We start from the raw sequence: 20,483 nt of genomic DNA, 5'->3' as shown, positions 1-20,483 counted from the left end.
GTCCATAATTACAATTACTTTGCTTGCCAAATCCGGTTTGGTTTCGGAAGCAGCTTCTGCAGCAGCAATGGCACTTAGCGCAGCAGTAAAATATTCAATGTGAATGTAATTTGGATGCACATTTAATGTTTCCAAGGCTTGTTTTACATTTTCCATCATCGGGCCCGGACCACAAATAAAATATTCCGTTACAGGTGTGCGCTCTACAAAATTTTGCAACAAAGAATTTATTTTTTCAGCCAACATCATTCCTTGTAAAAGCTGATGAGAAGGCTCTTTAAATGGTTTGTCTAAAACATGATATACTTTTAAGCGTCCGGAAAATTTTTTTTCTAACTCGTTTAATTCTGTTTTAAAAATAATGGAATCTTCGTTAAAATTACCGTAAAACAAGGTGATCTGACTTTTTTCTTCAACACTCAATGTTGTTTTTATAATGGACATCATCGGCGTAATTCCGCTGCCACCAGCAAAAAGCACGTAATTTTTTTTGTTGGTTGGTTTTAATTCGGTATAAAATTTTCCAAGCGGCGTCATTACTTCCACACTCGCGCCTATTTTTGCTTGATCATTAATCCAGGTAGAAACTTTTCCACCTTTTACTTTTTTGATCGCCACACGCAAATCTTTATCTGTAATAGTGCTACTACAAATGGAATACGAACGTCTTAATTCTTCGCCATCTACATTAATTTTCAACGTAAGATATTGACCTTGTATGTATTTATATTCTTCTGTAAGTGCTTGCGGAACGCTAAAAGCCAACGAAACGCAATCAACGGTTTCGTGTTTTACATCTGCAATCGTGAGTGTATGAAACTTTGCCATCAAATCTTTCAATTAAAAATGAATAAGGCTGCAAAAATAGAATTAATTCTTATTTTTTGAGAATGGAAAAAAGCAGTTCGAAAAATTATTTTTTTGAAACGATTTTATTGAGCTTTGAAAAATTATTTTTTCGGAGCCATATAAACCGTTTGCGAAGGAAAAGCAAAGCCAGAATTGTTTGCCTCTACAATTTCCATAATTTTATAATTGATTTCTTCGCGCACGTCTAAATACACGTCCCACTCAATGGTATCCACATAATACACCACCATCACATCCAAAGAACTATCACCAAATCCATGAAATTTCACGCGTCCATCTTGATTGGTATGCGGATGAGAATCTAATAGTTCTTGTATTTCTTTTACGATACTTTTAATTTGATTTGCTTTAGTTTCGTACACCAAACCAATATTAAAATTGGCTCTGCGAAAGGTTCTCAGAGATAAATTATCCAATTCAGATTCTACCAACTTTTTATTTGGAACGGTGAGATAACTTTTTTCGATGGTTCGAATACGCGTGCTGCGAAAGCCAATTTTTTCAACTGTTCCGTTGATATCGCCCACTTGAATTAAATCGCCAATCACAAAAGGTTTATCTAAAAAAATTGTAAAGGATCCCAATAAATTTTCGATGGATTCTTTTGCTGCTAAAGCAACTGCCAAACCGCCAATTCCTAAACCGGCAATCAGCGAAGCTACGTTTACTTTAAAAATAGTACCGAGCATAAAAAAAATGCAAAAAATAACGACAATTATTTTCGCTGCTTCTTTAAAAAAAGGTACTAATTGATCGTCCGATTTAGAACCTTTCTGAGCTGTTCTGTGCAATAATTCAAGTCCAAGGAAATCAATGATGCGAAGCGTAACCCAAGTAATGGAAATAATAATCCCAGTTTCAAATACGCCAAAAATAAGCATCCGAATTCCAAATATTTCTTTCGATACCAATTGCCAATTTTGCGGAAATTGAAGTCGATCAAATGCGAAATAAAAAGTAAGAACAATGATGAAAAACCGAAATGGTTTTTTCAATAAAATATATAATTTTTCGAAACTAACTGCTTTCGAAAAACGGTGTAAAAAACGAAAAATTATTTTTGCAGCGAGCTTTGAAATAACTTTTTTTAGGGAGAACCCAGCGATAATAATGAGCGCAAACCAAAAATAATTTTTCAGTGGATTGTCTAAAAAAACAGCATTTAAATACGTCTGAATTTGTTCCATTAAATTAATTTTTTTAAGGCAATTTCAAAAGCAGTTTTCGCAATATTATTTTTTGAATTATTTATGCGATGCGCTTCTTCCAAGGCTTTGCGCATGGTTGTGGATACATCTGTAAAAATTCCGGCGTCAGAAAGTTCGATATTACTTTGCATCAAATACGCAAAAACTCGTGCCATTCCGCAATTAGCGATAAAATCAGGAATCACACTAATTTTAGAATCGGCATATTCCGCAATTGGTCCAAAAAATATTTCTTTGTCAGCAAAAGGCACATTAGCACCGCAAGCAATCACTTGCAAACCATTTTTAATTAAATTCTCCACTTGTTCTTTCGTCATTAATCGAGAAGCTGCGGCAGGAATAAAAATATCCGCCTTCGTTTCCCAAATTTTTTGATTTATTTCTGTGAAAGGAATTAATTTTTCATGAACCAATTTATTATTTTTCTTTTCAGCAAATAATTTTTTAATTTCGTCAAACGTAAAGCCGTTTTCGGAAATAAGTCCGCCGTTTACATCAATAATACCAACAATTAGAGCGCCAGCTTGCGATAAATAATACGCCGCAGCGGCAGCCACATTACCCCAGCCTTGTACAATTACCTTTTTACCTTTTATCGCGCCACCGTAAATCGTATAATAATGTTTAATAGATTCTGACACGCCAAAACCGGTAATCATATCGGCAACCACGTATTTTTTGGATGGATTGGGCGAATACGTTGTGTCTTCGATTACTTTTGAAACGCCCATTCTCAACTGACCGATTTTATGAATTTTTTCGTTCTCTGCCGGACGGAAGTGCCCATTCACAATGCCTTCTTGCGGATGCCACAAGCCAAAATCCTCCGTAATCGGGATCACTTCATGAATTTCATCCACATTCATATCTCCGCCGGTTCCATAATAATTTTTCAACAAAGGCATTACCGCTTTGTACCAACGTTTTAAAACTTCTTTTTTACGTGGATCGGCAGGATCAAAATTAATACCCGATTTAGCGCCACCAATTTGCGGTCCAGAAACGGTAAATTTCACTTCCATTGTTTTCGCCAAAGATTCTACTTCGCGTTTATCTAAACCTTTCCGCATGCGCGTTCCGCCACCTGCAGCACCACCTCGTAAGGAATTAATAACGATCCAACCTTCTGCTTCCGATTCGGCATCTTTCCATTCAAAAACTATTTCTGGTTTTTTATTTTCGTACTTCTCGAGTAAATCTTTCATAAGAATTTTTTTCTAATTTTATACAAAAATAGGAGGATTGTTTTAATCATCTCGAAAAATATTTTTTTTGAGATGTTATTATTTTTTTGAAAATTTGTATAATTGTTGTCGAAATTAAATTTGTTTTTTTAAAAGTTCAAAAATTGAATCATAAAATTCAGCGATGAAAAAAGTAACAAATTCAAAAAAAAGTTTGCCAAAAAAAGCAGGAAAATCCGATTCAGGTGAATTGAGAAAACCTTCTAAGCTAACGCCTTTGAAAGACAAGGAAAAAAAGAAAAACTGGAAAAAATCAGTCGCTAACGATGACGACGAAGATTTGGATGCAATGCCAGACGAGGACATAAAATTTGAAGACCTCGCTCATGGAAGCATTGATGATGACGAGGAAGAAGATCGCTTTTTTGAAGATGAATTCTGAATAAAAAATATTTTTTTATTCCCGATTGTGCATTTTTGTACGATCGGGTTTTTTATTGCCCCAATAAATACATCCGCTCACACTGTTTTTGATAGCTCCGGTTACGGATTGCAAACAATTTATTTCGTAGCGCCAGCGCAATACGCCTAAAAATGCAAAAATCAGCGCTTCTTTAAAATCAATTACTTTTTTTTCGGGTAAAATAAAAGTGTGCGAAGAATTTTTTCGAAGACATTCCATCAAAAAATCATTGTGTGCGCCGCCGCCTGTTACCAATACATTTCCGATTTTTTCTTTTTCTAATGCCTTGTTTAATTGAATGGAAATGTGCTCGTAAAAAGTTCGGATTTTATCGTTCAACGGAATTTCATATTTTTTAAGTATTGGAAAAATATTTTTCAAAACCCATTCTTTTCCCAATGATTTCGGCTTATTTATAGGAAGATGATAAAAAGGTAATTTATTTAATTCCGCCAAAAGCGAGGAATTTATTTTCCCGTTTTTTCCCATTTTTCCTTTGTCATCAAAAGGTTTTCCGATTCCTTCACACAAATAATTTACGACTAAATTTACTGGACAAATATCAAATGCGATGCGTTTATTTTTTTTCTGAAACGATACATTTGCAAAACCTCCCAAATTCAAACAAAAATCATATTCTGAAAAAAGAAGTACATCTCCGGCAGGTACCAATGGCGCGCCTTGTCCGCCCAAAGCCACATCCAAGGATCTAAAATCACACATCACAGGTAAATTGCAAATCGCCGCAATCGCGGCTCCATCTCCCAACTGAAACGTTAATTTTTTTTCTGGCTGATGAAAAATAGTATGTCCGTGAGAAGCGATAAAATCGGCTTTCAAAAAATATTTTTTCAAAAAGGAATTAATTAGGTTTCCTAACAATGTGCCGTATTCCGCGTTTCCCAAAGCAAAATCAAATGCGGAACTATTTTCAATCGTAGAAAGCTTTTTTTTCCAAGTCTTTGTATATGGAATGGTTTCGGCTTTTTCGAGAAAGTATTTCCATTTATCATTTTCCAAAACAAAACGACACAAAGCGATGTCCACTCCGTCCAGCGAAGTGCCCGACATAATTCCGATTACTTTATATTCTTGCTTCATTTTATCGAATACAAGATTAGTGAAAATAAGTTTAGAAGAATCAGATGAGAATTACGCTTTGAAAAAATAATTTTTCAAATGTGTTTTTTCAGAAGCGTAAAAAAGTCTTTCAAAAAAATAATTTTTCGGAAGTTCTATTTTGCCAAAATAGTTTTTATATTTTTTTCCAAACTTTCAAATGTTGTTTTTTGTAGTGTTATTGCTTCTGTTGTATTATTGCCATTTTGAACATCTTTATACCCAAAATAAGGAACTCCATCTTTGTAACCATAAATAAAAATCTTCTTCTTTTGTCCTGATGGAAAATCATAAAAAGTACAAGTATTCGCTTCAATACCTTTGGACAAAACGGAATTCATTTTATCCAAAACAATAAACGCCTTCATCTTAATATCGTTAGGCGCATCCTTAACTTGCACAAAAAAATCTTTTCTTTGCCCTTTATAAACGCAAACATCCACATTTACCCAACCCAAATGCGTCATATTAAATTGATACGTTAAGTAATCTTCATTTATTTTTTTACGTATTTCGCTAATTATTCCTTGTTGTATTCTATATTTCCGTATTTCATCCAATGCCTCTTTTTTACTAATGCCTTTTTTCAGTAATAGTTGATAAGCATTGGTAGCTGACAGATTTATTCCATAATTTTTTATGGACATCACTTTTCCTAAATGCTCTCCTTTGTATAACTCATTAACATCACGTTCATCGTAAGTATAGTCGTTTTGAAACGTAGTTTGTCCTACGCTTTTTAGTTTTTTCAAAAATTCTATCTGAGCTTTTTTATAAAACAATGAATCGCAATACCATAAATCTTTATCCAAATTAGTTAAATATATATCCAAAAAGGTATCATATTTTTTATAATCAAATTGCCATAATTTCTCAGCGCAAGCAGATGCCAACGAAAATCTTTTTTGAAATTCGCGTGTTGCTACAAATGTGTTTTCATATTTGGTATTTTTAGACATTTCTTCTTGTGCATTTAATATTTTTATTTCCTCATTTTCTTTTGTGGTATCTCCGTTTGCCAACCTAATCCATTCAAAATCTAAATACTCTATTGGAATCGGAATCAATTGTTTTTCTAATGCTTTTGGCGAAGTCCAATTTATTTGATTAGTGTTATGCGAATAATTCCCTTGATAAACTTCCATTCCTGCCTTTTGTTCTTTTGTAGGAATTTCTACGTATAAATTTGCCCCTTTTTTAATATTTAATTCCTCGCCATTTGCGCCATTTGCATCCAAGTATATCATCCCGCCTGATTCTAATAATTTTCCATTGCTTTCCGTTTGAAGATTAGACAAAATCATATCGCTTTTATCAAATACTTCTTTTAATTGCAATCTTATTTTGCCTTTATAAACTTGACCATTTTGTAGCACAAAACAATTACGAGGAACAAAAATAAATGTGCCTTTTTTTCCCAACAACGTAGTATCAATATTGCTTTTAATATTAAAATAAGTGGCAGGAGGAGCAATTGAATCCAAAAAAACAGCAAATTCTTTTTCCGCTTTTTCAGAAACAAAATGGGTAGATTTTTGGCTGTTTAATTTTTCTTTTTTTGCCGAATGAATTGCATCAGTGCTGTCATTTTTTTTGGTTATTGAAACAACGGTATCCGCTTTTTTTACCCTTTCTGTTGTATCGTCTTGTTTAGAAATGGCAGGAATAGAATCTTGCTTAGTTATTTTATTAGCTGTATTGTTTGAACTGTTTTGGCAAGCACTTCCTAATAAAGCGAACAATATAAAAATACTTTGTTTTTTGAGCGATTTCATTCAGCAGTACAAAAATTGAGTATATAAATGTACTAATAAAAGCACTTTGAAAAAATAATTTTTCGGAAGGCTAAATTTTAGTTTTAAATTGCGGTTCAAAAAAATAATTTTTCGAAGATGAAAAAACATAGTTCTGCGAAAGCGATTCACGAGGATACGAAAAAGTTTTTTTTAAAATTAAAACGTAAAAATCCAAAGGATTTAGATAATGTCGTACATGAATTGCATCACGAAGTTTTTGCGCACACCGATTGTTTAACCTGTGCCAATTGTTGCAAAACTACAAGTCCGATTTTTTCTCAAAAAGACATTGAACGCCTTTCGAAATACTTTAAAATAAGGCCTTCGCAGTTTATCGAAAAATATTTACACGAAGATGCAGACAAAGATTTTGTGTTGAACAGTGCGCCTTGCACGTTTTTGGATGCCGAAAATTTGTGTACTATTTACGATCATCGCCCAACTGCTTGTCGCGAATATCCACATACCGACCGAAAAAAATTTTATCAATTACTGGATTTAACGCTCGAAAATGTCGCGGTTTGTCCTGCCGTTGCTGAAATTGCCGAAAAATTAAAATTGGTTTACGAAAAATAAAACCGAATAATTCGTACACTTTTTATTACTTTCGCATAACCAACGAGTTCGTTTTATGTGCTACTCATCACAAATATGAAAATTCTGTTTGAGAAACATCAAAGTTTGAGGCGGGTTGTTTACTCTTTCCCATTACAACTTTTTTTTGTTGTACTGAAAAAAAATCAATTGTTAGTCCTTTTTTGGTTGCTATTTTTTGGTTGTATTACACAAGTAGTTGCCATTAAATACGGTGTTCCGTATCTTTTTTTAGATCCTGAATATTTAGGTCAAGTAGATTTCCGTTCTTATTTATTGTTGGGTTTTGCTTGCGGAGGTTTTATTATGGCTTTCAACATTGCTTCGTACATTACCAATGCGTTTCGGTTTCCTTTCCTGGCAACGCTTTCAAATCCTTTTTTTAAATTTTGTCTCAATAATTTAATTATTCCAGTAATTTTTGTTTTTGTTTATTGTGTCTCGATATACAAGTTTCAAACACATTCGCAATTAGTAGCGCCAAAATATGTGTGGATGCATATTGCGGGATTTTTAACGGGAAATATTTCGTTCATTTTATTTTCGATTTTATATTTCCGTTGGGCAAATAAAGACATTCAAAAAATGTTTGGTGTGATTAGCAGCGACGATGGAAATCCGGAATTAAAAATCCGAAAGAGTCAGCGCATCGCATTAAAAGAAAACATGGATTGGCAAAACGTGGATTCTCCGAAAAACCCTGAAAATAAAAGAGATTGGCACGTGGAAACGTATATGAGTACTCTTTTCAGAATTAAATTAGCGCGTGGATACGAGCATTATGAAAAAGAAAAACTAATCAAAGTTTTTAAGCAAAACCACGTCAGTGCTGCTCTTTTTGAAATAATTGCTGTGGTAAGCCTTATTTTATTGGGATTGTTTCGCGATGTTTCGGTGTTTCAAATTCCTGCTGGAGCCAGTGTTTTTTTATTGTTCACCATGTTTTTAATGCTGACAAGTGCAACCTATACTTGGCTCAGAGGTTGGTCGGTTACGGTGTCTTGCATCGTTTTGGTAATAATTAATTTTGTATCGCATTATGATATTGCAAATTCTGGTAGTAGGGCTTACGGGATGGATTATACCGTGCCAAAAGCAATTTTGACTAACGGTATTTTAGATCAATCAGATATCAATAAAACACAGCGTAATAATGATATTGATAGCACGACAAAAATACTGAATAATTGGGTTTCGAAAAATGCAATAAATAGTTTAGCGCGAAATCAAAAACCAAAATTTGTAATTGTTTGTACCAGCGGAGGTGGCTTGCGTTCTTCTTTATGGACGTTTTACACCTTGCAACATACCGATAGTATTTTAGGAGGAGAATTGCTAAAACACATCGAATTAATTACCGGATCTTCTGGCGGAATTATTGGTGCAGCGTATTTGCGCGAATTGTATTTGGAGCAACAACAAGGAAAAATTAAAAATTTATATCCCGATTCTTTCTTGGTCAATATCTCGAAAGATATTTTAAATCCATTGGCATTTAGCATTACCACGAACGATTTATTTTTCAACCTTCAGAAATTTAAAGATGGAAATTATTCTTATTCCAAAGACCGCGGTTATTTTTTCGAAAAAAAATTAAATGAAAATACCGACAATGTTTTTCAAAAAAGAATCAGCGATTACACGCTTCCTGAAAAAAAGGCATTGATTCCGATAATGGTTATTACGCCCACTGTTATTAACGATGGAAGGAAATTAGTGATTGCTTCGCAACCGGTTTCTTATCTTACGGAAAACGATATTCAACCTTCGCTCACCAATCATCCATTGGTGGAAGACATCGAATTTTCAAAATTTTTCAAAAATCAGGATGCTGCCAATTTAAAATTTACAAGCGCTTTGCGAATGAATGCCACTTTTCCATATATCATGCCAGCAACGCAACTTCCAAGCATCCCAACCATTGAAGTAATGGATGCTGGTTTGCGCGACAATTACGGCGTAGAGCCAGCTTTAAAATTTATTTATGCTTTCCGAAAATGGATAGAAGAAAATACGAGTGGTATTGTGATTGTTCAAATACGCGATAAACACAAAGAATTTCCGATACAAGACAATGCTCCGAAAACAATTATCGAAACGCTTACACAACCTATCAATACACTTTACGCGACACTTTTTAATGTTCAAGATTTTAATGAAAACCAAATGATTGAATACACGAGTTTGTGGTTTAAAGGCAAAATTGATTTTGTAGATTTTCAATTGCAAAATGATCCTGGAGATAATATTTCTTTGAGCTGGCACCTCACCAACAAAGAGAAAAAGCAGGTGGTTAATTCTATGAAACTTCCAGAAAACAGAGCTTCCGTAGCTAAACTGAAAGAATTATTAAAGTAAAATTGCTTCGAAAAAATAATTTTTCAAACAGGTTTTAGAACAAATGTTTTTCGGCGTGATAGGAGGAACGTACCAAAGGACCGCTTTCTACAAAACGAAATCCTTTTTCGAGTCCGGCTTTTTTTAAAGCCAAAAATGTATCAGGATGAATAAATTCTACCACCGGTAAATGCTGGTGTGTAGGTTGTAAATACTGACCTAAGGTAAGCACATCGCAACCGGCTTTTCGTAAATCGTCCATTGCTTCGTATACTTCTTCTTGTGTTTCGCCTAAGCCGAGCATAATGCCTGATTTTGTTTTTAATCCGGCGTCTTTCAAGCGTTTCAACACTTCTAAACTGCGTTCGTATTTGGCTTGTATGCGCACTTGTTTGGTTAAGCGTTTTACGGTTTCTAAATTATGCGAAACAATTTCTGGTTTGCTATCGATGATGCGTTGTAGGTTTTCCCACTTTCCTTGAAAATCAGGAATCAAGGTTTCCATCGTTGTTTTCGGACTTGCCGCACGAATTGTTTTAATAGTTTCAGCCCAAATTATGGAACCGCCATCTTTCAAATCATCTCTATCCACGGAAGTGATAACGCAATGTTTAATATTCATCAAACGCACCGATTCCGCTACACGTTGAGGTTCTTGCAAATCCACTGCATTTGGACGACCAGTAGCTACGGCGCAAAATCCGCAGGAGCGCGTACAAATATTTCCCAATATCATAAACGTAGCCGTGCCTGCGCCCCAGCATTCGCCCATGTTTGGACAATTCCCACTTTCGCAGATGGTGTGTAATTTATGTGTGCTTACAATATTTCGAACTTGCGCATACTCTTTGCCAGTAGGCAATTTAACGCGCAACCAATCTGGTTTTTTTATTCTTGGATTTTTCTCTTCTACAAGTTCGCTCATTTTTCTTTCCGAAAAAATATTTTTTCAATTACTAAAACCAACGTTTCCCAAACAGAAAATCAATGTACAAAGTGAGAAAAACGTGTTTGGGAGTTTCGTAAGCCATCATTGGGATGGCGGTGGGGTAGGCATCTGCAATAATCCCAGCTTCTATTGATTTTACAGCATCATGGCGATCGGCATAATCCATACTAATGCCTAATTTTCCGTAAACGCCTGGATGAAATTGAATTTCGCTGAAACCCGTAAAATAAGGTGCACTACCATAAATGCTGTCTATTAAATCTTGTCCGGGTACATATTTTTCCGTAGATAATACGTATTGATTTTGCTGGTAGGAAGATGCATGTAATATCTGTAAATAAACGGGTTTCGCCATGCCCAACGAAAATCCGCCATAATAGGAATAACGTATTTCAACACTGTTTGGAATATTTTTTCGATACAAGATATTCTGGTAACCCAAACCAGTTCGTAAAATGAGCAAAGCATTCATTTTTCCGTAATAATAACCTTTCGAGTTTGGGAATGTTGGATTTTGTGTTTTCGTTTGTTTGGGGTCGCTCATGTTCAAACCTTCTATTTCCCAAATACGCTCTTTGTAACCGGTAACGTGTTTTCCTCGGCGGTAATTGATGCCAAAACCATTGGTGTGAATCATTATTCCGAAAGTTCCGCTGTTGCGATACAATACGTTTAAATCCGGACCTTGCTCAGAAGCGGTAGGTGTAGAATCAAAAAAAGCATCTTGTTGTGCAACTGCGAATAGCGCCGCTGCAACAAAAGCAACAATAAAAATTACTTTTTTAGACATTCTCCGTAAATTTACATTCACAAATGTAAGATTTTAACTTTTAATTCAACTAAAATAATATGAAAACAGCAGTTATTTATTATACCAATCAGTTGCGGACAAAAGCGACGCACGTAAAATCAGGAATGGAAATTATAACCGATGCACCTACAGATAATAACGGAAAAGGGGAGGCTTTTTCACCAACCGATTTATTGTCCACTTCGCTTGGATGTTGCATGCTTACGATTATGGGAATTGTGGCTGAACGCAATGGAATTGACATAAACAATACGAAAGTGGAAATCACTAAAATAATGGGGACAGATCCACGAAGAGTGGTTGAAATTGTGTTGGAATTCTCTATGCCTCAAAAAAAATATTCGGATAAAGAAAAAACACTCATGGAAAATGCGGCAAGAACTTGTCCGGTTGCAAAAAGTTTGCATCCAGATTTAAAACAGGCAGTGATTTTTAATTACTGATTTTTTGGATAGAAGATTTCACATCTTCCACACGAATGTCTTGCTGCGAAGCGTTAAAAAAGCACTTTCCGTTTTTGATAAGTAATAATTGAGGCGAAGCGTGAATGACGGAAAATTGTTCGGCAATTAAATTGGAAATGTCGCGATGTGCCAACAAATCCAAATAATAAATAGGACTATTTTTTGGGGATAAATCCCAAGAACGCTCCAAACGTTGTTTCGCCATGGAACTGATGGAACAGCGCGTGCTGTGTTTAAAAATGGCAATAGCTGAAATATCTTCGCGAAAACTTTCCTCGATTATTTCCGAAATTTGCTTCTCACTATCAAGAAACAGCCAGTCCATAAAATTATTTTTTTAAATGGAATTATGCGATGGATGTTGCGTACTGCCTTGTCCGCCGTAAGCTGCACAATGTTGCTGACTTCTGCAAGACATCATCGTTAATACTATAAATGCGATGGCTACAATTGCTAAGAATGTTTTTTTCATGTTGTTTTTTTAGCTGTGCGTTAATGTTCTCTAAAGGCAAAAATAAAAAATTTCTTCAAATAAGCAATTTATTCTTCATAAGTAAAATCATTTTGTTGAAATCTTACTGAAGAAGATTTTGCACTTCGAAAAAATATTTTTTCAAACCTAAATTATTCTTTTTGTAAAAATGGATATTTATAATCCGTAGCCGGAACAAAGGTTTCCTTGATAGTACGCGGAGAAACCCAACGCAATAAATTTATCATTGATCCTGCTTTGTCATTTGTTCCAGAACCTCTTGCGCCACCAAACGGTTGCTGACCAACAACAGCTCCTGTAGGTTTATCATTGATATAAAAATTTCCGGCAGCGTTCACTAATTTTTTCGCAGCGTATTCAATCGCATATCTATCTTGCGCGATGAAAGCGCCTGTTAGCGCGTAAATGGAAGTAGAATCAACAATGTCTAATGTTTCTTCAAATTTGGCATCTTCGTAAACAAAAATGGTTAATACTGGTCCAAATAATTCTTCGCACAAAGTGACGTATTTCGGTTGTTTCGCTAAAATAATAGTTGGCTCGATGAAATATCCTTTTGATTTATCGTAATTTCCTCCTGCCACAATTTCTGCATCTTTGTCTTTCTTCGCGTTATCAATATATTTAGCAAGTTTATCAAATGATTTTTCATCAATAACTGCATTGATAAAATTTCCGAAATCTTCTGTCGGTCCCATTTTAAAAGACGCCAAATCCTTACACACCAAGTCTTTTACCTCTTTCCACAAAGAAGCCGGAATGTAAGCGCGAGAAGCGGCCGAACATTTTTGTCCTTGATATTCAAACGCACCGCGCGAAATAGCTGTTGCCACCACTTTTGCTTCCGCAGAAGGATGCGCCACAATAAAATCTTTTCCACCTGTTTCGCCTACAATTCTTGGATACGATTTATAGAGATGAATATTATTTCCGATTGTTTTCCAAATGTTCTGAAACACTTCCGTAGAGCCAGTAAAATGGATTCCTGCAAAATCAGGATGTGAAAAAATAACATCTGCTGCATCTGGTCCCGAAGGGTAAATTAAATTAATGACACCCGCCGGAACGCCTGCTTTTATAAATATTTCCATCAATACATTGGCAGCGTAAACTTGCGTGTTGGAAGGTTTCCAAACCACCACATTTCCCATCATAGCGCAAGAAGTAGGTAAATTTCCGGCAATTGCCGTAAAATTAAAAGGAGTTAACGCATAGATAAAACCCTCTAACGGTCGTTGTTCCACACGATTCCAAATACCTGCGGAAGAATTAGGTTGCAATTTATAAATCTCCGTCATGTAATGCACGTTGAAGCGCAAAAAATCAGTGATTTCGCAAGCGGCATCAATTTCGGCTTGGTACGCATTTTTCGATTGACCGAGCATGGTTGCCGCATTCAGCTTGGCGCGAAAAGGTCCTGCGATTAAATCGGCTGCCTTTAAAAAAATACTCGCGCGGTGTTCCCACGAAAGATTTGCCCAATTTGTTTTCGCTTTCAAAGCCGCATCAATGGCTTGTTTTACGTGTTCTTTAGTACTTTTATGAAAATGTCCTAAGGTATGTTTGTGATCGTGCGGAGGCGCAAGACGAACGGTTTCGCCACTTTTAATTTCTTTTCCGCCAATATACATCGGAATATCTATTTCTTGCGAACGCAAATGCGCCAACATTTTTTTCAGTTCTTCTCTTTCTGCGCTTCCTGGAAAATAATTTTTTACAGGTTCATTTATCGGAGCAGGTACGTTGTAAAATCCTTTTGCCATAACGAATTCAATTTAGATGGTTTGAAAAAATAATTTTTTGAGAGCACAAATTTACGAAAAGAAAATGGAGTGATTTAGGAATTATTTTTATTGTTTTTAAGGCTTCGGAAAAATAATTTTTTGAACGTGTTTCCCTTTTTTGCAGATAATTTTAATTACCTAACATAAGAGTCTCTAACTAAAAATTTTAATGATTGAGAATTTTTAGTTGTGTCGCTATTTTTAAATTTTATCGTTTGGAAAATCGAAATAATTGTATCTTCATTTTTCACATCTTCATTTTTTTTACTTTGAGTAATTAAATTAAAACGATCTCTGCCAACATTAACATTTTCTAAATATACACCAACATAACCTTTTTCTTTAATTTTAGGTTTTGTTATAATACCAAATTTACCGTTTATTGTATCGTTTGCATACATTTGTGTTTCGTATATATCTGAAAAATCGTCAGAGTAAGGACCAAAATCAAATGTTAATGTATCGCGTCCATTCGTAATTCCGCCAATATATGAGTCAATTCCTTGTAGTTTAAATTTGTGCCAATTGCGTGGTGTTTTCATTTGAAAATCACCAAAAAAGTCAATGATTTGAAGTGGTGATGTGTTTTTCTGTATTGATTTATCGGTGCCTTTTTTACAGAAAAAAACAATTGAAAAAATCATTATGCTGATTAAATATCTCATGTAAATTGGATTTTATTGTTTTGAATTTTTTTACAGAAAACAAATTTACCAAGAATAATCCAATGTTTTTGTGCTTCAAAAAAATAATTTTTCAAATGCTTTTTAACTTAAAACTAAAAAACTTAGAACTAAAAATTTAATTCGGATCCACATCCACCACTAATTTCACTTGTTTGAAATCAGTATTTTCATAGAAATGCAAAAAACTTTTTTTCAAAATTTCTTTTGTTTGCGCAATGGATTTTTCGCGTTCTGCTTTTATTAAAATCGTTTTGCAATAATCATTTTTAATACGTGCTACCAAAGGATATTCAGGTCCGAGTACTTTTCCGTTGATTGTTTTTTTCAAATCGCTCGCAAGTACATCGGCAGCGTAATTCAGTAAATCGGCATCTTTGTGTTTTACAGTAATTTTTAGGAGGCGAAAAAAAGGCGGGTAAAAAAAGTTTTTTCGATCAAGAATTTGTTCTTTATACATCGCGGCATAATCGTTCCGAACTACATTTTGTATTACCGAATGCGCAGGATTATACGTTTGAACAATTACTTTTCCGCGTTTGTTTTTTCTTCCGGCTCGTCCGCTAACTTGCGCCATTAGCTGAAAAGAGCGTTCGTACGAACGGAAATCTGGAAAGTTCATCATGCTGTCTGCGTCTAAAATGCCCACCACGCTTACGTTATCAAAATCAAAACCTTTCGTAATCATTTGTGTTCCCACTAAAATATCAATGCGTTGATCTTCAAAATCTCGAATAATATTTTGATGCGCATATTTAGAACGCGTGGTGTCTAAATCCATACGTAAAATGCGGGCTGTAGGAAAAAACAAAGACAATTCTTCTTCAATTTTTTCCGTGCCAAAACCTTTCATTTTTAATTTAGTAGCGCCGCAAGCTTCGCACGCAGCAGGCGGTTTCAGCGAATAACCACAATAATGACAACGCATCGTATGTGCTGTTTTGTGATACGTCAAACTCACATCGCAATGGATGCAATGCGGAATCCAGCCGCAGGTATCGCATTCAAAAACGGGTGCAAATCCACGCCGATTATGAAACACAATTGCTTGCTCTTTATTATCAAGCGCCATTTTTAAATGTTCCAATAAAATCGTAGAAAAATGCGATTTCATTATTTTTTTTCGTTTCTCTTCTTGGATGTCAGCAACAATAATTTCGGGCATTTCAATTCCTCCGAAACGCTCCGTCATTTCTACGAATCCGTATTTTCCTTGTTCCGCATTGTAATACGTTTCCACGGAAGGTGTAGCAGATCCCAACAATGTTTTTGCTCCGTGAATGCGTGCTAAATACATCGCAGAATCGCGTGCGTTGTAGCGCGGTGCAGGATCATATTGTTTGTAAGAAGTATCGTGTTCTTCGTCCACAATTATTAATCCTAAATCATGAAAAGGCAGGAATAATGCAGAACGCGCACCAATAATTATTTTTCCTGAATTATTTTTTTCGCTTTTTTGAAGTACATTTTTCCAAACTTCTACGCGTTCATTGTCATTTAATTTGGAATGATAAATACTCACTTTGTCGCCAAAATGTTTTTGCAAACGATTAATAATTTGTGCCGTAAGCGCAATTTCTGGCAATAAATACAATGTCTGTTTTCCGCTCGCAATGCACTCTTGCATCAATTGAATATACACTTCTGTTTTCCCGCTCGATGTTACGCCGTGTAAAAGTACTACGTCTTTATCTAAAAAGATATTTTTTATTTTTTTGAAAACATTTTCTTGCACATCGTTTAATTTTTTTTCGCTGAGGTTTGAAAAATTATTTTTTTCGAAGCGTGAAATTTCTTTCGTGTAAATTTCAAAAATACTTTTTTTAACGAGCTGATTTATAATTGTTGCGGAAGCGTCTGAAACGTGCATCAATTTGCTTTTTTTAACTTCTTCCGTTTCTCCAGAATAACGTTTAGAAAGCTGAATAAATGCCATCAATACTTCCAATTGTTTGAACGCTTTTTTTTCGAGCTCCGAAAATTTATTTTTCAAATTTTCTTCGTCTTCCGCGAAAGCAGAAAGCCGAATATATTCTTCAATTTTGGGTTTGTATTTTTCTTTTATTTCTTCTTGAATTAGTACAAAACCTTTGTCAATTAAGGATTTTATAATTGGATAAACGGTTTTGCGTTCTACGATTTCCGCCGCTTCTATCAAGGTTATTTCTGTTCGGATTTCCAGCGCATCTATCAATAAAAATTCTTTTTCAGAAAGTATTTCTTTTGATAATTCGTTGCTTGGATTTAGCATTATTTTTGTTTCGCTCCCTAACTTTAAAGCTGCTGGAAATGCAGCATTCATCACTTCTCCAATCGTGCACATATAATACGAAGCCATCCATTCCCACAATTGAAATTGAGAATTTGTTACAACAGGTCCTGCATCTAAAATATGTTCGATGTATTTTGCTGCGTACTTTTCGGGTGCTTTTTGATGAATGTTTCGCACCAAAGCAGCATACAATTTTCCTTTTCCGAAATTCACTACGACGCGTTGTCCTTCTTTAATGGCTTCGTTCCATTCTTGTGGCACGCGGTACGTGTACAAGTTTGGAACGGGAATCGGAAGAATAACATCTGCAAAAAGCGTAATCATTCTTTTATCTTTTGGCTTAAAAAGTATGATTTTTTATTCCTTTTCCATTATTGTAGGATAAAGGAGGACAAAAATATTTTTCAAAAAAAGGGCTTTAAAAAAATATTTTTTTGAACTGCTTTTACATCGCTTTTAATTCGGCAACCAATTGCGTCAATACTTTTTTCGCATCTCCAAAAAGCATACTTGTTTTCGGATCGTAAAATAATTCGTTGTCAATACCTGCGTAACCCGCATTCATGCTTCGTTTGTTGATGATGATGTGTTGTGCGGATTCTACATCTAAAATCGGCATACCGAAAATAGGAGAGGCGGGATCGTTTTTGGCAGCAGGATTTACAACATCGTTTGCTCCTACAACCAATACAACATCTGTGTTCGGAAATTCCGGATTTATTTCTTCCATTTCCACTAATTTACCATAATCTACATTCGATTCTGCAAGTAAAACGTTCATGTGCCCAGGCATACGACCAGCAACTGGATGAATGGCATATTTTACTTCCACGCCTCTTTCTTCCAACAAAATTTCTAAATCATGTATGACGTGTTGCGCTTGTGCTACAGCTAATCCGTAACCAGGAACAATTACTACACGTTTCGAATAATTCATTAAAGTAGCGGTATCACTTACGGAAATATCTTTAATAGAACCACCTGATTTTCCCACCGCAGCTGCTGTTGCAGCACCTTCGCCGAAGGCACCAAAAATAACATTAAATAAGGGACGATTCATCGCTTTACACATAACAATTGTAAGAAGCGTTCCGGCAGATCCAACTAAAATTCCGCCTGTTAACATCACTTGATTGTGGTATAAAAATCCCGCGCAAGCAGCGGCTAATCCGGTAAAGGAGTTTAACAAAGAAATTACAACGGGCATATCTGCGCCGCCGATGGGCATTACAAACATAATTCCGTAAAGCAATGCCATCGCGAAAAGTGAATATAAAAGTGTGCTGCTGCCTACTCCGGAAAAAATAAGATATCCGCCAAAAGCGAAAACAAGAAGTAAAAATATATTATTGATGCTGTTATAATTCGGTAAACGCAAAGATTTTTTGATGGTACCGTTGAGTTTCAAAAAAGCAATAATACTTCCCGCGAAGGAAACGCTTCCAATAATTAATCCCGCCATTACAATTCCGGTCGCTTTCATATTTCCTACGTGAACGTGAAATTCGATGAGCGAAATCAGCGCAGCGCAAGCTCCACCCATTCCATTGAAAACAGAAACCATTTCGGGCATGGCGGTCATTTTTACTTTTTTCGCGACAATCCAACCAGAAATTCCACCTACAAAAATAGCGGCAAAAATGAGTGTATAAATAATTGGTTGAATGGTTTTATCATGTAAAAAAATAGTTCCAGCAATGGCAAGTGTCATACCGACTGCTGCAATTAAATTCCCGTTACGTGCAGTTTCTGGATGACTGAGCATTTTTAAACCGATGATAAAAGTTACGGAAGCAATGAAATAAATAATGTCTAAAATGTATTGATTTTGCATAAACGTCTGATTAAAAAATGAACATTCGATTTATTTTACTTTTTCGCAGTGGGTTTCTTTTTAAACATTTCGAGCATCCGATCTGTTACAACAAATCCGCCAACTACATTTAAAGTTCCTAGAACTACGGCTAAAAATCCTAAACTGAGCGCCAATATATTCGTTGGATCAGCATCTAACATTACTAAAATGGCACCTACAATAACTACTCCATGAATGGCGTTGGCGCCCGACATGAGCGGCGTGTGCAATACGGAAGGTACTTTGCCGATGACTTCTATCCCCACAAAAATAGAAAGAATGAGAATGTAAAGTAGTTGAATGTGTATTCCGAAAAAACTGATAATGTGTTCCATAAATTTGGTGTTTGAAAATTATTTTTTTTAAGCGACAGAAACTTTTTTTAGTAATGGAGCATACACGATTTCACCTTTGTGTGTGATGAGAGATCCTTTCGTAATTTCTTCTTCCATTTCCCATTTAAAACCATCGTTGGTAGCGAGGTGTTCCAGGAAAGTAGAAATATTTTTTGCGTACAATTCGCTTGCGTTTAATGGCAATAAACTCGGAATATTTGATTCTCCAATAATGGTAACACCATTTTTTACAATCGTTTTATTTAATTCGCTGCCCACACAATTTCCGCCTTGTTCCACTGCCATATCAACGATTACAGAACCCATGCGCATACTTTTCACCATTTCTTCGGTTACTAAAACAGGCGCTTTTCTTCCCGGAATCAATGCGGTGGTGATAACGATATCTGCCTCCTTGATGTGTTTCGCAATTAATTCTTGTTGTTTTTTTAGAAAATCATCCGAAACTCCTTTTACATAACCGCCTTCTATTTTAATGGATTCATCGCTTTTTACTTCGATAAATTTTCCGCCTAAAGATTGTACTTGTTCTTTCGTTTCCGGGCGAATATCCGAAACTTCCACTACGGCACCTAAACGTTTTGCGGTTGCAATAGCTTGCAATCCGGCAACTCCAGCACCCATAATTACAACTTTAGAAGGTTTTATGGTTCCAGCTGCTGTCATCAATAAAGGGAAAATTTTTCCCAACGTGTTGGCTGCCATAATCACTGATTTATATCCCGCCAAATTTGCTTGAGAACTAAGCGCGTCCATTTTTTGTGCTTTGGAAATACGTGGAATCGCATCAACCGAAAACGCTGAAATATTTTTTTTCGCGCAAGCTTCCACCAATTCAGGATTGGTCATCGCAAACATAAAACTCAATAAAACCGAACCGGATTTCATTAAATTAATTTCATCTGCTGAAGGTGCGTTTACTTTTAAAACGACATCCGCATCAGCGTACAGATTATTTTTTTCAGCGATTATTTTTCCTCCAGCAGCGATGTATTGCTCGTCTGAAAAATAGGAATTAAGACCTGCATCTTTTTCGATAAGACATTCAAATCCTTTTTTTGTAAGGGCTTGAACAACATCGGGCGTAAGCGCTACGCGATTTTCCTTAATTTTAGTTTCTTTTGGTACAGCTATTTTCATCTCTCAAAAAATTATTTTTTCAATCACGAAATAAAATTTTTAACGCCCGAAAGTAATAAAAAATAAATCAATTCTTTTTTCGGGAAATAAATTGCGAAAAAATTG

19 protein-coding genes are annotated in these 20,483 nt (G+C 35.5%); 4 read left to right on the top strand and 15 right to left on the bottom strand.

Annotated features, from left to right (window positions below):
* The 3 genes from ABIZ51_09190 to ABIZ51_09180 all read right to left on the bottom strand — a co-directional run.
* Nucleotides 1-828, bottom strand: an 828-nt coding sequence (locus ABIZ51_09190) for an FAD-binding oxidoreductase (protein ID MEO7088953.1), incomplete at its 3' end; no start/stop codon positions are given.
* A 122-nt stretch (nt 829-950) separates the two neighbouring features.
* The gene (locus tag ABIZ51_09185; protein MEO7088952.1) at nt 951-2,057 is read right to left on the bottom strand and encodes a mechanosensitive ion channel family protein; all 1,107 of its coding nucleotides are present in this window, start codon (nt 2,055-2,057) and stop codon (nt 951-953) included.
* Nucleotides 2,057-3,283, bottom strand: a complete 1,227-nt coding sequence (locus ABIZ51_09180; GenBank protein MEO7088951.1) for a Glu/Leu/Phe/Val dehydrogenase dimerization domain-containing protein — start codon at nt 3,281-3,283, stop codon at nt 2,057-2,059. The genes ABIZ51_09185 and ABIZ51_09180 overlap by 1 nt, the downstream gene beginning before the upstream one ends.
* A gap of 163 nt (nt 3,284-3,446) precedes the next feature.
* Between ABIZ51_09180 and ABIZ51_09175 the strand changes: the two genes are divergently transcribed.
* On the top strand, nt 3,447-3,704 hold the full coding sequence (locus tag ABIZ51_09175) for a hypothetical protein (GenBank protein MEO7088950.1): 258 nt from the start codon (nt 3,447-3,449) through the stop codon (nt 3,702-3,704).
* Nucleotides 3,705-3,719: 15 nt separating this feature from the next.
* On the opposite strand, the gene ABIZ51_09170 is transcribed toward ABIZ51_09175, so the two are convergent.
* Both ABIZ51_09170 and ABIZ51_09165 read right to left on the bottom strand, forming a co-directional pair.
* Nucleotides 3,720-4,826, bottom strand: coding sequence for an anhydro-N-acetylmuramic acid kinase (locus ABIZ51_09170; protein ID MEO7088949.1), 1,107 nt, complete (start codon nt 4,824-4,826; stop codon nt 3,720-3,722).
* Nucleotides 4,827-4,960: 134 nt separating this feature from the next.
* The gene (locus tag ABIZ51_09165; protein ID MEO7088948.1) at nt 4,961-6,619 is read right to left on the bottom strand and encodes a hypothetical protein; all 1,659 of its coding nucleotides are present in this window, start codon (nt 6,617-6,619) and stop codon (nt 4,961-4,963) included.
* 117 nt (nt 6,620-6,736) lie between these two features.
* Here ABIZ51_09165 and ABIZ51_09160 point away from each other — a divergent pair, with 117 nt between their 5' ends.
* Together ABIZ51_09160 and ABIZ51_09155 are read left to right on the top strand one after the other, a co-directional pair.
* Nucleotides 6,737-7,216, top strand: coding sequence for a YkgJ family cysteine cluster protein (locus tag ABIZ51_09160; protein ID MEO7088947.1), 480 nt, complete (start codon nt 6,737-6,739; stop codon nt 7,214-7,216).
* A gap of 168 nt (nt 7,217-7,384) precedes the next feature.
* Nucleotides 7,385-9,592, top strand: a complete 2,208-nt coding sequence (locus ABIZ51_09155; GenBank protein ID MEO7088946.1) for a patatin-like phospholipase family protein — start codon at nt 7,385-7,387, stop codon at nt 9,590-9,592.
* Between the two features lie 34 nt (nt 9,593-9,626).
* On the opposite strand, the gene lipA is transcribed toward ABIZ51_09155, so the two are convergent.
* Both lipA and ABIZ51_09145 read right to left on the bottom strand, forming a co-directional pair.
* On the bottom strand, nt 9,627-10,496 hold the full coding sequence (lipA, locus tag ABIZ51_09150; protein ID MEO7088945.1) for a lipoyl synthase: 870 nt from the start codon (nt 10,494-10,496) through the stop codon (nt 9,627-9,629).
* Nucleotides 10,497-10,527: 31 nt separating this feature from the next.
* On the bottom strand, nt 10,528-11,310 hold the full coding sequence (locus tag ABIZ51_09145) for a hypothetical protein (GenBank protein ID MEO7088944.1): 783 nt from the start codon (nt 11,308-11,310) through the stop codon (nt 10,528-10,530).
* Nucleotides 11,311-11,369: 59 nt separating this feature from the next.
* Here ABIZ51_09145 and ABIZ51_09140 point away from each other — a divergent pair, with 59 nt between their 5' ends.
* On the top strand, nt 11,370-11,774 hold the full coding sequence (locus ABIZ51_09140) for an OsmC family protein (protein ID MEO7088943.1): 405 nt from the start codon (nt 11,370-11,372) through the stop codon (nt 11,772-11,774).
* Here the strand turns inward: ABIZ51_09140 and ytxJ are convergent.
* The 8 genes from ytxJ to ABIZ51_09100 all read right to left on the bottom strand — a co-directional run bounded on the left by ytxJ (nt 11,764) and on the right by ABIZ51_09100 (nt 20,378).
* Entirely contained in the window at nt 11,764-12,120 is a 357-nt protein-coding gene (gene ytxJ, locus ABIZ51_09135; protein MEO7088942.1) for a bacillithiol system redox-active protein YtxJ, read from the bottom strand. The genes ABIZ51_09140 and ytxJ overlap by 11 nt on opposite strands.
* 12 nt (nt 12,121-12,132) lie before the next feature.
* Nucleotides 12,133-12,267 (bottom strand): hypothetical protein, encoded by a 135-nt coding sequence (locus ABIZ51_09130; protein MEO7088941.1) that lies wholly within the window; start codon nt 12,265-12,267, stop codon nt 12,133-12,135.
* Between the two features lie 152 nt (nt 12,268-12,419).
* Nucleotides 12,420-14,051, bottom strand: a complete 1,632-nt coding sequence (gene pruA, locus ABIZ51_09125) for an L-glutamate gamma-semialdehyde dehydrogenase (GenBank protein MEO7088940.1) — start codon at nt 14,049-14,051, stop codon at nt 12,420-12,422.
* A 155-nt stretch (nt 14,052-14,206) separates the two neighbouring features.
* Nucleotides 14,207-14,737 (bottom strand): hypothetical protein, encoded by a 531-nt coding sequence (locus tag ABIZ51_09120; protein MEO7088939.1) that lies wholly within the window; start codon nt 14,735-14,737, stop codon nt 14,207-14,209.
* Between the two features lie 136 nt (nt 14,738-14,873).
* On the bottom strand, nt 14,874-17,351 hold the full coding sequence (gene priA / locus ABIZ51_09115; protein MEO7088938.1) for a primosomal protein N': 2,478 nt from the start codon (nt 17,349-17,351) through the stop codon (nt 14,874-14,876).
* Nucleotides 17,352-17,472: 121 nt separating this feature from the next.
* Complete coding sequence (locus tag ABIZ51_09110) at nt 17,473-18,861, bottom strand: NAD(P)(+) transhydrogenase (Re/Si-specific) subunit beta (protein MEO7088937.1); 1,389 nt, start codon at nt 18,859-18,861, stop codon at nt 17,473-17,475.
* Nucleotides 18,862-18,896: 35 nt separating this feature from the next.
* Nucleotides 18,897-19,217: an NAD(P) transhydrogenase subunit alpha gene (locus ABIZ51_09105; protein ID MEO7088936.1), complete on the bottom strand. Its 321-nt coding sequence runs from the start codon at nt 19,215-19,217 to the stop codon at nt 18,897-18,899.
* A gap of 27 nt (nt 19,218-19,244) precedes the next feature.
* Nucleotides 19,245-20,378: a Re/Si-specific NAD(P)(+) transhydrogenase subunit alpha gene (locus ABIZ51_09100; GenBank protein MEO7088935.1), complete on the bottom strand. Its 1,134-nt coding sequence runs from the start codon at nt 20,376-20,378 to the stop codon at nt 19,245-19,247.
* Nucleotides 20,379-20,483 lie beyond the last annotated feature (105 nt).

The sequence above is a fragment of the Bacteroidia bacterium genome, from assembly GCA_039924845.1.
In the GTDB taxonomy this organism is placed as follows: Bacteria; Bacteroidota; Bacteroidia; order DATLTG01; family DATLTG01; genus DATLTG01.
Note: the sequence above shows the minus strand (reverse complement) of the source record. Positions and strands in the feature narration are given on the sequence as shown.